The 15,669-nt window shown below is 27.6% G+C and carries 12 protein-coding genes and 1 tRNA gene; 1 reads left to right on the plus strand and 12 read right to left on the minus strand.

Features of this window, described 5'->3' with window-relative positions:
- Positions 1 to 4: 4 nt before the first annotated feature.
- From FGL08_RS08015 to FGL08_RS08045, 7 genes are all read right to left on the minus strand, one after another.
- Positions 5 to 1,753, minus strand: a complete 1,749-nt coding sequence (locus FGL08_RS08015) for a ComEC/Rec2 family competence protein (RefSeq protein ID WP_138210291.1) — start codon at positions 1,751 to 1,753, stop codon at positions 5 to 7.
- Positions 1,754 to 1,895: 142 nt separating this feature from the next.
- Positions 1,896 to 4,577: a P-type ATPase actuator domain-containing protein gene (locus FGL08_RS08020; protein ID WP_171012021.1), complete on the minus strand. Its 2,682-nt coding sequence runs from the start codon at positions 4,575 to 4,577 to the stop codon at positions 1,896 to 1,898.
- Positions 4,578 to 4,896: 319 nt separating this feature from the next.
- Positions 4,897 to 4,993, minus strand: a tRNA-Sec gene (locus tag FGL08_RS08025).
- Between the two features lie 120 nt (positions 4,994 to 5,113).
- Positions 5,114 to 7,021: a selenocysteine-specific translation elongation factor gene (gene selB / locus FGL08_RS08030; protein WP_138210293.1), complete on the minus strand. Its 1,908-nt coding sequence runs from the start codon at positions 7,019 to 7,021 to the stop codon at positions 5,114 to 5,116.
- 29 nt (positions 7,022 to 7,050) lie between these two features.
- Entirely contained in the window at positions 7,051 to 8,442 is a 1,392-nt protein-coding gene (gene selA / locus FGL08_RS08035) for an L-seryl-tRNA(Sec) selenium transferase (RefSeq protein ID WP_138210294.1), read from the minus strand.
- A gap of 19 nt (positions 8,443 to 8,461) precedes the next feature.
- Positions 8,462 to 9,490, minus strand: coding sequence for a selenide, water dikinase SelD (gene selD / locus FGL08_RS08040; protein WP_138210295.1), 1,029 nt, complete (start codon positions 9,488 to 9,490; stop codon positions 8,462 to 8,464).
- Positions 9,491 to 9,566: 76 nt separating this feature from the next.
- Positions 9,567 to 10,313, minus strand: a complete 747-nt coding sequence (locus tag FGL08_RS08045) for a helix-hairpin-helix domain-containing protein (protein ID WP_138210296.1) — start codon at positions 10,311 to 10,313, stop codon at positions 9,567 to 9,569.
- A 141-nt stretch (positions 10,314 to 10,454) separates the two neighbouring features.
- Here FGL08_RS08045 and FGL08_RS08050 point away from each other — a divergent pair, with 141 nt between their 5' ends.
- On the plus strand, positions 10,455 to 11,783 hold the full coding sequence (locus tag FGL08_RS08050) for a D-alanyl-D-alanine carboxypeptidase family protein (RefSeq protein ID WP_138210297.1): 1,329 nt from the start codon (positions 10,455 to 10,457) through the stop codon (positions 11,781 to 11,783).
- A 31-nt stretch (positions 11,784 to 11,814) separates the two neighbouring features.
- Here the strand turns inward: FGL08_RS08050 and FGL08_RS08055 are convergent, their stop codons facing one another.
- The 5 genes from FGL08_RS08055 to nadD are packed head-to-tail and all read right to left on the minus strand — an operon-like array spanning position 11,815 to position 15,635.
- Positions 11,815 to 12,723 carry an RluA family pseudouridine synthase gene (locus FGL08_RS08055; protein ID WP_138210298.1) on the minus strand — a complete coding sequence of 303 codons (909 nt, stop codon included), beginning with the start codon at positions 12,721 to 12,723 and terminating at the stop codon, positions 11,815 to 11,817.
- A 46-nt stretch (positions 12,724 to 12,769) separates the two neighbouring features.
- Entirely contained in the window at positions 12,770 to 13,150 is a 381-nt protein-coding gene (locus tag FGL08_RS08060) for a RidA family protein (protein ID WP_138210299.1), read from the minus strand.
- A 14-nt stretch (positions 13,151 to 13,164) separates the two neighbouring features.
- Positions 13,165 to 14,433 carry an LCP family protein gene (locus FGL08_RS08065; protein WP_243117960.1) on the minus strand — a complete coding sequence of 423 codons (1,269 nt, stop codon included), beginning with the start codon at positions 14,431 to 14,433 and terminating at the stop codon, positions 13,165 to 13,167.
- Positions 14,434 to 14,444: 11 nt separating this feature from the next.
- On the minus strand, positions 14,445 to 15,011 hold the full coding sequence (yqeK, locus tag FGL08_RS08070; protein WP_138210300.1) for a bis(5'-nucleosyl)-tetraphosphatase (symmetrical) YqeK: 567 nt from the start codon (positions 15,009 to 15,011) through the stop codon (positions 14,445 to 14,447).
- Positions 15,012 to 15,032: 21 nt separating this feature from the next.
- A complete protein-coding gene (gene nadD, locus FGL08_RS08075; protein WP_138210301.1) occupies positions 15,033 to 15,635 on the minus strand; it encodes a nicotinate-nucleotide adenylyltransferase in 603 nt (200 codons plus the stop codon).
- Positions 15,636 to 15,669: the final 34 nt, after the last annotated feature.

The following is a 15,669-nucleotide window of genomic DNA, read 5'->3' on the forward strand; positions in this document are numbered from 1 at the left end:
GTGTCTATTCTATTAAGTATAATTTCGCATATACCTTCCCATAATTATTATAAAGTTTTTTACCTTTAACCTCAATTATTTTACAATTATTATAGAAGTTTTTCAAAGGTTTTTGTGGTAATGTGCTTATTACAGAGTTGTTTTTTTCACTGTTTACCTCTATAACCAAGTTGTCACCCCAAGCTTTGTTAGTTTTCCCCTTTATAAAATAGTTATTTAAACTTATCTCTTCTGTAGTTCCATTATCTATTATAAAACTCTTATCTACAACTTCCTTTATTCTTTTTAAATCATCTAGATCCTTACAAATAGCAATCTTATCCCATTTATATTTTATTATAGCACATTCCTTATGGCCTAAATTGTAAAAATGGATTTCTGGAGTAAAGCTAAATGTGGAAAGAAAATAAAAAATTAAAATTGATATTGTGCTAAACTTAGCATATTTATACCCTTTTTTTATTAGAATATATGATATAAATAGAATTACGATAGAAATCACATGAAAATAATCTAATTTTATATTAGAAGGTACTATTAAAAGAAGAACTTTTTTTACAATGTTATACCCTTCCATTAAAGATAAGATAGTATAACATATAAAATTAAATAAAGGAGTTACCATTCTACATATTAAGGCTATATTACCCAAAATTACTAGTATAGAATATATAGGAATTAAGAAAATATTCCCCAGAAATCCACCTAAAGAATATTCTTTGAATAACACTATAGAATATAGTGCTGATAGGCTTTGACTAGATAGGGTTAAACTTAAAGATTCTCTTAGATATTTAGGAAGAACGTATAGTTTTTTACTTATCTTTTTATTAAATAAAATTATTCCAATTACAGATAAATAAGAGAGTACGAATCCTGGATTCACTACATAATATGGTCGTATAGATAGAATAAGTAAACTTGAAAAGCTTAGCGCTCCTAACACACTATAATTTTTAAATAGTTTGGGAGAAAGTTTTAAAATTAATATCATTAGAAAAGCACGTAAGGTAGATGGTTTTCCTCCAGTAAAAATAACATATAAAAATGCTATAAAACTTTTAATACCTAGCATAGGAATAAAATCTAAAATTTTAAATATTATAATCATATGAAAACCAGATACACTAATGGCGTGAACCACCCCTAAGGTCTTTAAATCTTCTTTATCTTCCAAAGATATATAATCCTCTTCTCCAAATGCAAGAGCCATTAATATGCTTGTATTTTCCTCACCTAATATACTGTTAAATTCTTTATACATTTTATCTTTTATATTATTTATTTTTATAAGTCTGCTTTCACCTATTTTTCTTGAACTGTTTACTTTAATTTCACCTATTACTCCTGCAGAAATATCTATATTTCTTTCAAAATCTCCTTTTATATATACTTTATCTCCTTTTTTTAATTCCTTATTACAACCTAGTAAATTAACATATCTTCCATCTAAAGCTCCTCTTTTGAAAAATCCTCTATCGTATGTTATATCTACAACTAATTCACTATGTTTTTTAGGCAAATTATAAGAAAAATAAAATATATTAAAAAAATATCCTAAAATATAAAATAATACTATTATATTGGAAAATTTTATATCAATAGTAAAGTAAATAAACAAAAAAAAGATTGTAGTAAAGACTACAAAAATAATAACAGTTTCATAGAATATTGTGAAACTAAAACTTCCTAAAAATAAAGCTATGGCATAATAAACTATAGGGTTTCCTACTAATATTTTTTCATTCTTCATTTTATTATCTCCAAATAAATAATAATAGTAAGATTATACCCCTACAGTTATATTTATAAACCATAACTAGTAAATTACTAAGCCACTTTTCTTAAAAACTCCTATTCTGCTTAAGTTGCAAAATTTTGAAATTGCATATTTATTAATAATAATCCATGTACATTTCCTCTATGGCATAAGAAACTTTTTTAAAAGAAAGACTGAATATATAGTGAATGATTAATATTGCCGTAATAAAAACATAGTGTTCTTTACTAAACATAATAAAACTAAACCCTTTCATACTTCCTAATACACTTGTAATAAAAAACATAAATAGTATATTTAAAATAACTAGTATATTAGATACAAGATTCTTAAATATAATTCCATTGTTTATTAAATTTAATGGTGTAAAAACTATTCCAATACCCAAATTAAAAAACAATATAAGACTATTAGGTATATCTATAAACCTACTCACACTATAACTATAAAAAACATATGATATCAAAGCTATACCAATAGATTTCATTAACAAAAAAGAAAGGTTTAGATTATAATCTTTCTCACCATAATACGTTCTAGGCTCTTCTCTATTAAAAATACTCCTTTTATCTTCCATAAGTATTACTATACAGTTGGTAATTACTAAAGGAATATTAATCAAAAACACCTCATATAAAGATAATATTTTACCCTTATTTAAAATTAAAGATAAAATTAAATAAAAAATAAAAATACTAGAACATAAGAAAGTCTCATAGATTAAGGTCTTACAAAATCTAGTTATGAACCTACTCTCAAATATTAATTTAAATATTTTATTTATATTTAAGTCGTCTATGAACACATCACTTATTTTTTTAACAATATTGCTACTATTTTTCCCCATAGAAATACTTATATCTCCCTTACTCATATAAGGCAAATCAATTAATTTATTTCCTATGGCTAAAGTATAATATTTTTTATCTTTATGGCCTTTTACTACTATCTCTTTATGATGTTCATCTAATTTAGAAAATAAAACTTCCTTAGAAACAACATTATTTAATTCTTTTAAAGACATAAAATCAAATTCTACGCCAGAATAAATTTCATTAGTATCACCTATAATACCGATTTCTTTTCCAAATACCTTCGCCACCATTTTATTATCATCTGTAAATACTATAGGATTAACATTTAAATCATTACAGGTATCTTTAAAACTATATGTTTCTATTTTTATAGGGTTTAGAAAACCTATAAGCCCTACAAATACAAGATTGCTTTCTATATTTTCATCCTTAGAAGGTTCATAGTTAAAGTTTCTATAAGCAAAGGCTGTAATTTCCATCCCCTCAATAGCCATATCTAGTGCACTTTCTTTTATTTTGTCTAAATCTTCATTTTTAAGTTCAACTTCTATACCACTTTTTAATATATGGGTTGAATTTTCTAAAATCACATCCAGATTCCCAACTACATTTGCCCTATAATTATTTTCAACCTTATTTACTGTAGTTTTTATACCATTATTTCCTTCTATAGGAACTTTAAATATCCTACTATATTTATTATTTAATTCTTTTTTATCTATATAATTATTAAGTCCAAATTTTATCATTGCTATTTCTTTAGAAGCTCCCTTAAACTCCTCATTTTCTCTTGTATAATCGGAATCGTTACATAGTAAAGAAATATTAATAAGTCTCTCTAAAGTAGCGTAATTAAAATTATTAATATCTTTTTTAGTTATTTCCTGTTGGTCCTTATATATTTTTTGTATTTCAAAACTACCTTTAGATTTAATAAACAACAACTTATCATCCACAAAAATTTTTCTTATAATCATCTCATCTTTACTTAATATACCATATTTATTTAAAAATAAAGTTTGAGTTTTAGCTATATGTTTTATACAAGAAATATTTTTCAAAAAAACTCCATCCGTTCTTTTCTTTTTCATATATATAAATAATATGATAACTAACACTATTATATTTTGTACAGGTAAGGTTACAAAAATTAAAGTAGCTATAATCTCTGTAAGTATCTGTCTTTCTACACCTAAGGTGTATCCAAAAACACCGCATAATAAACTTAAACCTATCCCGGCTAAAGCAAATTTATTCATGACTTTTCTTACTTCATTTATGAAAAACTCTTTATGATTCTCGTGAAGGCTTAATGTTTTCATAAAAGAACCTATTTTAGTATCCATTCCTGTAGAAACTACTATTCCTAATCCGCTACCTTCTTTTATTATAGTCGATTTGAATACCATATTACTCATTTTATCTATACTTAAGTCTCCCTCTAACTTTGCAGGGAACTTCTCCACTAAATAGTCCTTTCCTGTTATAGGCAATTCGTTTACTTTTAATTTATTAACTTCAATTACCCTTATGTCTGCTGGTACATAACTATTCTTGAATAAAAATACTATATCACCTACAACTAGATCTTCTACCCTAATTATTTCTTCTTTTCCTTCTCTTATAACCTTAGCAGTAGCATCATTTAATACCGCTAAAGAATTTAATTTTTTTTCTTCTTCTAAGTCTAAAATTAAAAAAAATAAAAATAAAATACCAACTAAACCAAATGAAATAACAAATATATATCTAAGATTTAAATAATATAAAATTATCATAAGAATAATACTACAAATAAACCATGCTTGAAAAATTTCTTTTAAAAATAATTTAAACATGGAAGTACTATTAGGATTACTTATAATATTTCTACCATAAGCCTCTCGATTTCTTTCTACTTTATCATAATTAAGTCCTAATTCTAAATCTGAATGTAAATCCTCCAATACATTCTTGTATGAAGTTTTATACCAATCTTTCATATAGTCCCCACCCTTTATATAAATATAAAAATTCATAAATATATTAAAATTATGATTATAATTTAATTAAACATCTTTTTATATTATATCATCATATTAAACATTTTAGTTTATTTTAATTTTATTTTTAATTAAAATAAATAAAATATATACCTTTTGCATCGAAATATAAAAAAATTAAATATATACCAAAAAAATAAAAAGTCACATAAATTGTGACTTCCCATTATATTTAAATAATAAGTTTCTATATAATTAAAAAGACGGGTCGGATAGCAAATAAAATATGTATCCTAACCCGTCATTATATGTCATTTTTTGGCGGGAGTATGTGGGAATCGAACCCACCCATCGTGGTCTTAGCACGACAACTCAGTTTTGAAGACTGGCAGGCACACCAGCACCTATCTACTCCCTTAACACAAGCATTAGTATATCATATAGATAGTTATTAATCAATGATTTTTTTGTATTTTTAGATAACTTCTTCATTCTTTTTAGTATGTTTTGTAGATTAAAGTATTATTTAATCTAATCTAAAATAGAACTCTGTCATTTTCTACTCTTTTAGTGATTTTTAGTGAATCCATGTGTTCAAGAAGTGATACCGCAGTTTTTCTATTAGTATTTAGTATCTCCCTACCTTCTGATGTAGATAATTTCCCCTTTTCTTTTATATGCTTAACTATTTTATCCTTACCCCTATCATAGTATTCCTTTAAAAGAATACTATCTAAAGAAAGCTTTATTAAGGCTCCATTATCGACTAACATATCATAAACCATTTTAAATGTTTTCTTATCTTTTTCATCATTCATTATATCTGATATTTTAGGAGGATTAAACTCACCCTTTTTATATTCATATATTATTTTATTTTTTATTGCTTCTTGTTCTTTACTAAGTTTTATATCAAAGTCATATAAGAACAAGAAATTCTCGCTAAACCTTACAGCCTTTTCTTCCTTTAAAATGTTTAAAATCTCGTCATAAGCCTTCTGTTTTAGTTTTATACCAAATATTTTATTTTTAACTTCCTCTTTTCCCATTCCTATCTTTAGTGGATTCTTTAAATGATATGCTTTTAAAATATTAATTATATCTTTTTTTCTACTTTCTATATAATCTTTGTGAATATATATGGGATTATCTACGGAAGTTAGTTTTATAACCTTACCCTGACTTACTAATTCTTCTATATTTCCTTCTATATTTTGTTCATTCTTACCTAAAGCCTTAACAAGTGTAGTTATCTCAGGAAAATCTTTGCTCATTTTTTTAATAGCACTTTCTAATATTCCTTCTGTTTTTCCACTTTCTTTTATTTTTAACTCTTCAATATAGTCTTTATCAAATCTTTTAGTCTTCTTACTCACAGGGTTTATAATAATTCCACCACCAATAGTATACATAGGGGAATAATTTCTTATTACAAATCTATCATTTCTCTGAGATGTTAACTCACTCTCTAATCTTAATTGAACAAATGTACTCTCACCTGGATTTAATTCTTCTCTATCTAAAATTATTACTCTACACAGAATCTCATTAGTACCATGATATAATCTTACCCTTTGTCTATTTAATAGAGGTTTGTCCATCGATTTTAAATAATAAAGCTTACAATCAATGATCATTGAAGATTCCATAAGCCCCTCTCCAGATATAACATCTCCTCTTTTAACCTCACTTAGTTTAACATTTGATAAATTAAGTGCACATCTTTGACCTGCTTCTCCAACTTCTTTACTTTCCCCATGGATTTGTATACTTCTGATTTTAGTTTTTATATTGTTGGGGTAAATTTCTACTGTATCTCCAACTCTTACAGAGCCACTAATTATGGTACCCGTGATTACTGTACCAAAACCACTTACAGAAAATGCTCTATCTACTGGAAGTCTAAAGTGTCCTTCCACATCTTTTTCAGATATTTCCTCCGTTAATTTATCAATATCTCCTATAAGTAAATCAATTCCTTCTTTTGTTTTAGAAGACACTTTATGAATAGGTGAATTTTCTAAAAATGTACCTTTGAAATAACTTCTCAAATCCTCTTCTATCATCTCAATCCATTCACTATCAACCATATCAGTTTTAGTTAAAACTATTATGCCTTTTTTAACATTTAAAAGTTGAAGAATTTCAAAATGTTCTCTTGTTTGGGGCATTACACCCTCATCTGCTGCAATAACCATTAAAACAATATCTACGCCACTTATACCTGCAAGCATATTTTTTACAAATTTTTCATGACCAGGTACATCTATAATTCCTGCTCTTCTTTTAGAGGGTAAATCAAAGTAAGTGAATCCTAAATTAATAGAAATGCCCCTCTCTTTCTCCTCTTTTGAAGTATCTGTATCTTTACCAGTAAGTGCTTTTATTAATGTTGTCTTTCCATGATCTATATGCCCAGCTGTCCCTATAATTATATTTTTCATAAGCACCCTCCTCTAAAATAAAATCCTTATTAAATTGTTTTCTCTAACTCTGTATATGCATCAACAATAGTACTAAAGTCTTTTTCAAATAAAGTTCTAATATCCATTATAACTTCTCCACCATAAACTCTAACGATTATAGGTATTTTATATTCTCTTAAAAACTTTTCTATTTTCTCTGCATTAATTTCCTCAGAATTAGCCTTTATTACATAGGTGCTTATAGTTTCAGTAGGCATAGAACCTCCACCTACCATTGAATAGTCTTCTTCTACTTTAAATTGAATCTTCTTAATTTTATTTGTTAATCTTCTTTTCAATCTCATAGAGTCTTTTTTTAATTTCAACTTATCCGTAAGTAACATATTTAAAGTTGGTATATTTTCTATAGCCTCTTTTTCTTCTTGATAATATTTTATCGTAGCTTCTAAGGCTGCTAATGTCATCTTATCAACTCTTAATGCTCTAGTGATTTGATTTTTCTTCATTTTTTCTATAAATTTTTTCTTTCCTACTACAATACCACATTGTGGTCCACCAAGCATCTTATCCCCACTAAAGGTTACTACATCAACCCCTTTTTTGATGCTTTCTTGAATTGTAGGCTCATATGTAAATCCATATTTACTAAAATCAATTAAAACTCCACTACCAATGTCTTCAACTACAGGTATTTCTTTAGAATCACCTAATTTAACAAGTTCTTCTAGAGGTACTGTCTCGGTAAATCCTAAAATTCTATAATTTGACGTATGAACTTTTAAGAGTACACCTGTATTATCTGTTATATTGTTTTCATAATCATAGATATGAGTCCTATTTGTAGTTCCTACCTCCACTAGTGTAGCTCCACTATAACGCATTACCTCTGGAACCCTAAAAGATCCTCCTATTTCTACTAATTCTCCTCTAGATACAATAGCTTCTTTCTCTTTACATAAAGTATCTAAAACAAGCATTACTGCTGCAGCATTATTATTAACTACTAAAGCAGATTCTGCTCCGGTTATTTGAGTTAACAGTTCCTCTATATGAGAATATCTAGAACCCCTTTTCCCAGTAGAAAGCTCATACTCCAAATTATTGTAATTCTCTGCTACGCTTATTACAGACTCTATTGCCTTCTTACAAAGAATAGACCTGCCAAGATTAGTATGAATAACAGTACCTGTAGCATTTATAACTTTTTTAAGTTTATTACTATTTTTACTTTCTAGTATATCAAGAGTTTTATCTATTATTTCTTCTGTAGTAAAGATTTCTATCTTCTCTTCTAAAATCTCTTTTCTATAAAAATCTATGGAATCCCTTAAAGACTGTACAACAACATTTCTCATAGAGCTTTTTAATGCCTGTTTTATCTTTTCATTTTCTAATAACTCATCAGTTTTAGGTAGACTTCTTAATAATTCCCTATTCATATATATCCCATATTCTCCTTTAATCCACAATAATATATTTATCTTTAAGTTCTGTTACCTCTCCTATAATAGAAGACTTTATGTCTAAGGTATTTAATTCTTTAATTATCTTTTCCCCTTCGTCCATAGAACATGAAACCAATAATCCTCCTGAAGTTTGTGGGTCAAACAATAAATCATCTATCCATGATTGTGATCTTCTTATTTCATATTTTCCCTCTAAATAATTTCTATTACTATATGCTCCCGCTGGAACTAATCCCATTTTAGCATATTCTTCAGCTTCTTCTATGTATGGTAACTTGCTACTATAAATCTTTAGTGTGACATTAGACCCTTCAGCCATCTCATAGCAATGTCCCATTATTCCAAAGCCCGTAATATCAGTACAAGCTGAAATTTCATATTTAGTTATAATTTCTGCAGAGTATTTGTTTAAGGTGCTCATAACCTTTACAGCTTTATTATATGCATCATCTGATGCTAATCCTGCCTTAATTGCTGTGTTAAGTATTCCTGTTCCTAATGGTTTAGTTAAAATTAAGATATCTCCAGGCCTAGAGCCATAATTTTTTAATATTTTATCAGGATGTACAATTCCCATAACTGAAAGACCATACTTGGGCTCATCATCAGAAACTGAATGTCCACCTATTACAACCGCTCCAGATTCCTTAACTTTATCAGCACCACCCTTTAGTATATCACCAAGAATATCTATGTCTAGACAATTAGGAAAACATACTATATTTAAAGCTACAGAGGGTTTGCCTCCCATTGCATAAACATCGCTTAAGGAATTTGCCGCTGCTATTTGTCCAAACATATATGGATCATCTACTACAGGAGTAAAAAAATCTAAAGTCTGAATAGCTGCAAGTTCATCAGTTAGCTTATACACTGCAGCATCATCAGCTGTTTCTATACCAACTAAAAGATTTTCATCCTCCATTTTAGGTAATTTATTTAATATCTTTGAAAGGGTCTCCGGCCCAATTTTAGCTGCTCATCCAGAAGTTTTTGAAAGTTCTGTCAGTCTTTTATTCATAAGTATCACCTCATTTGTTCACTCTTTTATATATAAAAATATAGTTTGAGTATTCAAGCATATTTTATAATAATAATTACTTAATGTCTACCTTATGTATAAATTTGTCTAAAGTTTTATCTCCAATGCCTGATATATTTTTAAGTTCATCTGCAGACTTAAATCCACCTTTTTCTTCTCTATATTGGATAATACTATTAGCTCGTGTCTCACCTATACCAGGTAATGTTTTTAACTCTTCTACGCTTGCCTTATTTATGTTTATTTTTTCACTTTTATCTTTAGCATTAGCCTTATGGCTATTTTCTTTATTTGCTTTATTATCTATCCCCTGTGTTAAAGCAGCTTCTATACTAGGGTCTATATTCTCACCTTTTTTAGGTATGTAAATTAAATCTTCATCCTGTAATCTTTTTGATAAATTCACCTTTATAAGTTCTGCCTCTTGTAAGAATCCACCAGCCATATTCACAATGTCAGAAATCCTACTTTCTGCACTTAAAGTGTATATTCCAGGTTTTTTTACAGCTCCTTTTATATCCACTTTTATTGTACTATCTTCGTCTCCTTTTACTTCCTCACCTTTATGATTTGAAACTTCTTCGCTCCCGTCTTTATGATTATCCTTATTATTTTTATTTTGCTTTATATCCTTAGGGTTTTTAGACTTATATACTGTTTCAGTTTTTTCCATATCATAATCATCAAAAATGTCTTTATATTGATTATTTTTATTATTATTAATGAAATATCCTCCAATAAATAAAATTACACAAATAAGGAGAATACCAATAGAACCAAAAATCTTTTCTTTATTTTTCATAACTACCTCCTATAATTTAATTAGTATATAGTAAAATTATTGCCAATTTCTTAAATTTATATCTTAAATCTCCTCGTAAACTTAACATATTTTTGATATACTAATTAATATATAATTCTTTTAATTAACTGAGGTGACTTTATGAAAAGGTTTCATAAAAATATTTTGTACTTTTTACTTAGTTGTTTTTTATCCTTATCTGTTTTAGGATTAAATTTAACAACAGTCTTAGGTAATCCACTACCTAAGGAACCTACTGTCTCTGCAGACGGTGCTGTAATAATGAATGGGTCAACTGGAGAAATAATCTACGGGAAAAATATAGATGCTAGATACGCTCCAGCATCTACAACAAAAATAATGACTGCCCTTTTGACTTTAGAGAACTGTAAATTAGATGATGAAGTTATTGTAAAGAAAAACTGTGAAAATGTAGATGGTTCTAAAATATACATATTCGAAGGTGAAAAATTCAAGGTAAAAGATTTATTATATGCTCTGCTCTTATCATCTGCAAACGACTGTGCTACAGCCCTTGCAGACCATATAGGTGGAAGTAAAGAAGAATTTGCTAACATAATGAATAAAAGAGCCAAAGAACTTGGCTGTACAAACACTAATTTTGTTAATCCTCATGGGCTTTATGATCCTAAGCATAGAACAACAGCTCGTGATTTAGCTTTAATAATGAAAGAGGTTACAAAGCATAAGGAATATTTAGAGATATCTAAAACTCCTCAGTATAATATACCTCCCACTAATAAATCTAAAAATCCAAGACCTCTATGGAATGGTAATAAACTTATTCATAAAACTGGAAAACAATATTATGAATTTTGTGAAGCTGCAAAAACAGGTTATACTATTGATTCCCTACATTCTTATGTTGTAAGTAGTAAAAAAGAAAATCAACAGTATATTGTATCTTTAATTCATGATAAAGATAAACAATTTTACAAGGATTCTGTCGTTCTATTTAACTATGCCTTTAATAACTTTACAACAAAAAAAATAGTTTCAAAAAATGAACCACTATATAACTATAAAATCAGTGAAAATGAAAATATTTCTTTAGTATCCGATAGAGATGTTTTTTCTTCCATTTTAAATGGCAAAGATGAAAAATTAAACATACCAACTCTCAATTTAGGAGACTTAAACTTAAAAGATAAGGATATTAAAAAAGGTGATTTTATAACAGATTTAAAATTAAATTATGCAGGAAAAGATTATCCTATAAAGCTCGTAAGCAATGAAGATCATACTTCTATAAAATCTGTATTTTCACAATCTAAAAACACTTCATTTTTTAAAAACAAAATACTAAAATATCTTATATACTTTATACTATTCATTATAGCAGTACTAATCATACTAACTATAATATCAAATAGTAAAAGATATAAAAGATCAAGAAGAACTTTAAATAGTTCCTATAAAAAAAATCTTAGAAAAACACGTCGTAGGTAGATTCAAAAAAATTAGCTTAAAGTTAGTAAAACTAAATTTTACTAACTTTAAGCTTTTTTAATAAATCGTTTATGTCTTTTGGTATAGAAGCTTCTAAATTCATTTGATTTCTATTCTTAGGATGAAGAAATTTTAATTTATATGCATGTAATGCTTGTCTTTGAATTAACTCATTTTCTTCTTTTCCATATAAGGCGTCTCCATATATAGGGTGACCTATATGACTTAAATGAACCCTTATTTGATGAGTTCTTCCTGTTTCTAGCTTTAACTTAACCAAAGAAGCATCCTTATACTCTTCAAGAACTTCATAATGAGTTATAGATGTTTGACCTTCCTTCATTACTTCTCTTTTTATAGACTCGAAAGAAGGCTTACCTATAGGCAAGTCAATTTTTCCACTCTTTTCACTTAACTTACCATGCACAATAGCAAGATAAATTTTATCTATATTATTGTTTTCCATATCTTTAGCTAAGTTCATGTGAGAATGTTGATTTTTAGCTATTATTACAAGCCCCGAAGTGTCCATATCTAGTCTGCTTACAAGCCTTACTATACAACCTTCACCATTCACTTTAAAATGATAAAGAACTCCATTTGCCAAAGTACCTTCTTTATGACTTTTAGTTGGATGCACAACCATAAAAGGTTCTTTATCTACTACTATAATATCTTCATCTTCATAAATAATATTAATAGGAATATTCTGAGGAGTTATATTTTGACTTTCTTCTCTATTTAAATCAATCTTTATTTCATCCTCTTTTTTTACTACGTAATTAAGCTTTATAATTTCTTCATTTACCAAGATTCTTTTTTCCATAGCAGCCTTTTTTATAAGTCTACTAGAAAGGCCTACATGGTATTTGAGATAATTTCTAAGCTTTACTTTATCCAGTTCTTCCGTTACTCTTATTTGTAAAAAATTGCTCCTCATTATTTTTTAAAAGTTCCTTTCCAAATTGTTAAAACTATATATATTTCTATGCGTAAGCTATTGCTTCTATCTCTATTAAAGCATCTTTAGGTAATTTAGCTACTTGAACACAAGATCTTGCTGGTGAATTATCACTAAAGAATTTTCCATAAACCTCATTTATATCTGTAAACATATTCATATCTTTTACAAAAATAGTTACTTTTATAATTTTATCTAAAGAGCTATCCTTTTCTTCTAAAATAGATTTAATATTATTTATGGATAACTCTGTAGCTCTTCGTATATCATTAACTTCCATTTCTCCCGTTATTGGATCTATAGGTAGTTGACCTGATGTAAAAATAAATTCATGGAATTTTACCCCTTGTGCATAAGGTCCTATTGCTTTTGGTGCTTTCTCTGTAGAAATAATTTCTTTCATTATAAATTCCCCCTAAGTTAATTATTTATATATTCATGATCATGTCCCAAATACACGACCACATCAAACTCACCTTCTTTTTCTTTTTTAAATTCAACATTAGATATATTAAAATCTTTCATTATTATTTTTGCTGTATCTTCATTTATACCATAAAAAATAATCTTTGTTTTATCTGTACCTGTAATATTTCCTGTGGTTATATTTTTATATCCTTTTTTAGATACATTTTCGCTCATATTTTTAGCTAATCCTACTTTATTAGTTTCGTTTAATATTTTTATATTAAATTTATCTTTAACAATGTGGGTATACCCTGGATTATGTATCATTCCTAGTATTTCTGAACTTGCTTTAGGGTCATAGATAAAATAAGATATCCCTTTAATATATTTACCTTCTCCGCCCAAAGTTTTTACATACATATTTTCTTTGCTTACCCTAGCAAATTTCATAGCATAAGCTAAAATATCTGTAGAGCTCATATTAGTTTCTACATATTCAGGTAAGGTGTTTACTATGCTTGGAATTCTAGGTATTATTGAAGGACTTTTTATCTTTTCAAAAACCTTATTCATAAACTGATGTTGATTTCTAATTCTTCCAATATCTCCATCAACAAATCCTGTACCATCATTGTTTTTTCTCCATCTAAAGAACTCCTCTGCCTTTTTCCCATCTAAGTGAACTGTAGTGCCTTTTTTAAAATCAATATGTAAATCTTGACCTTCGTCATCATACTTCATATTTCTTTCAATCTCCATATCGACTCCACCCATAGCATCTATAAGTGTTCTAAAGCCGGAATAATCTATCTTTCCATAATAGTCTATTTTAAGATCTAAAAGTTCTTCTACTTCACTTACAGCAGTTTTAACTCCACCTATAGCATGGGCTTGATTTATTTTTTTAGGTCGCCCATTAATTTCAATATAAGTATCTCTAGGAATAGATATCATAGCAAGTCTATCATTTTTAATGTTATAATTAATTAAAATCATAGTGTCAGTTCTTTTAGGATCATTTGGATTTTTAGGATCTCCTATGTCTACCCCCATTGCTAAGATATTAACAAAATCCTTATTTTCAGGCATACTTGATTCTAATTTTTCAGCCTTATTATTTAGTTTACTTATATTATATAACGTATATATTCCCATACCTAACAAAAAAATTACTAATAGGAAAATAATTTTTCTAAATACTTTTTTCTTTTTCCTTCTCTTTTTATTCCTAACTGTCTTTTTATTGTTAACATCTTTCTTTTTTACATTTTTTTCTCTCATAGATAACCTCACTAAATATTGCTTAATAAATAATTTCTAGCTTTTATAGTGTTCAGATGTACTAATCCTTTTCTTTTAATAACAAAATTAATTGTATTATCAAAAGATAATATTAGAGCTCTGTCTAAATCTTTTATTGATTCTTCTCTGATACTTTCAACTCCAGGATAATCTCTGCCACATTCAATTAGATCAGCTAGATAGACTATCTTCTCAAGTAAAGACATATTTTCTCTTCCAGTAGTATGATAGGTTATAGCATTTAAAACATCCTCATCTTCTATGCCCATTTCATGCTTTGCTATATACGCACTACAAGTCCCATGCATAATTTGAGGATTTTTTTCTATAACATAATCTATATTGATATTTTCTTCTTTTAAGATAGTAAGAATTTCTTTATTGCTTTTGTACTTGGCTACATCATGGATTAAGGATGCTAACCTAGCTTTTTCTATATTAGCCCCATACCTTCTTGCTAAATCTTCTGCTGATTTTGCTACACCTAAAGTATGTTCATATCTTTCTTTTTTTAAAAATCTTTTAAGATACTGCTGTATTTCGTTTTCTGTCCACATATAACCTCACCGCCTAAAGCCTTACTTGTATAAATTAAAATTAACTATGGTATTGTATACACCTTTGGGCATTAAAAAATCTACTCTGATATTTTCGTTTATTTTATTTCTTATTTCCGTGGATGATATCTCTAAAAGTGGTGTATTAATAAATATTATACTTGTATTATACTTATCTTCTATATGTTTTTTTTGTTCTAGTAATTCTTTTTCATTATACCCCTTTCTTCCAAAGACTACAAGAATGCACTTATTGAATATATCATATGTATTTTTCCAATCTTCTATATTAAATAAGCAATCAGCTCCAACAATAAAATACCATATAGTATTCTTTTCTTTATTATTGAAATATTCTAAGGTCTCATACGTGTATCCCCTATTAGTCTTTTTAATTTCATAATTTGAAACCTTAAAAGCCTTTTCATCCCTTATAGCTATTTTAACCATTTCGTATCTTAAATTAGCTGATGTTATATTACCTAGATTCTTATGAGGAGGATTTCCGGTAGGAACAAAATATATTTCATCCATTTTTAATCTATGTAAAGCTTCATAGGCTATATTTAAATGCCCATTATGTATAGGATCAAAAGTGCCCCCAAAAATACCTTTTTTAAGCATATAGAACTACTCCTTTTCATAATTAGGTAAATAA

It is taken from the genome of Hathewaya histolytica, assembly GCF_901482605.1.
GTDB lineage: Bacteria > Bacillota > Clostridia > Clostridiales > Clostridiaceae > Hathewaya > Hathewaya histolytica.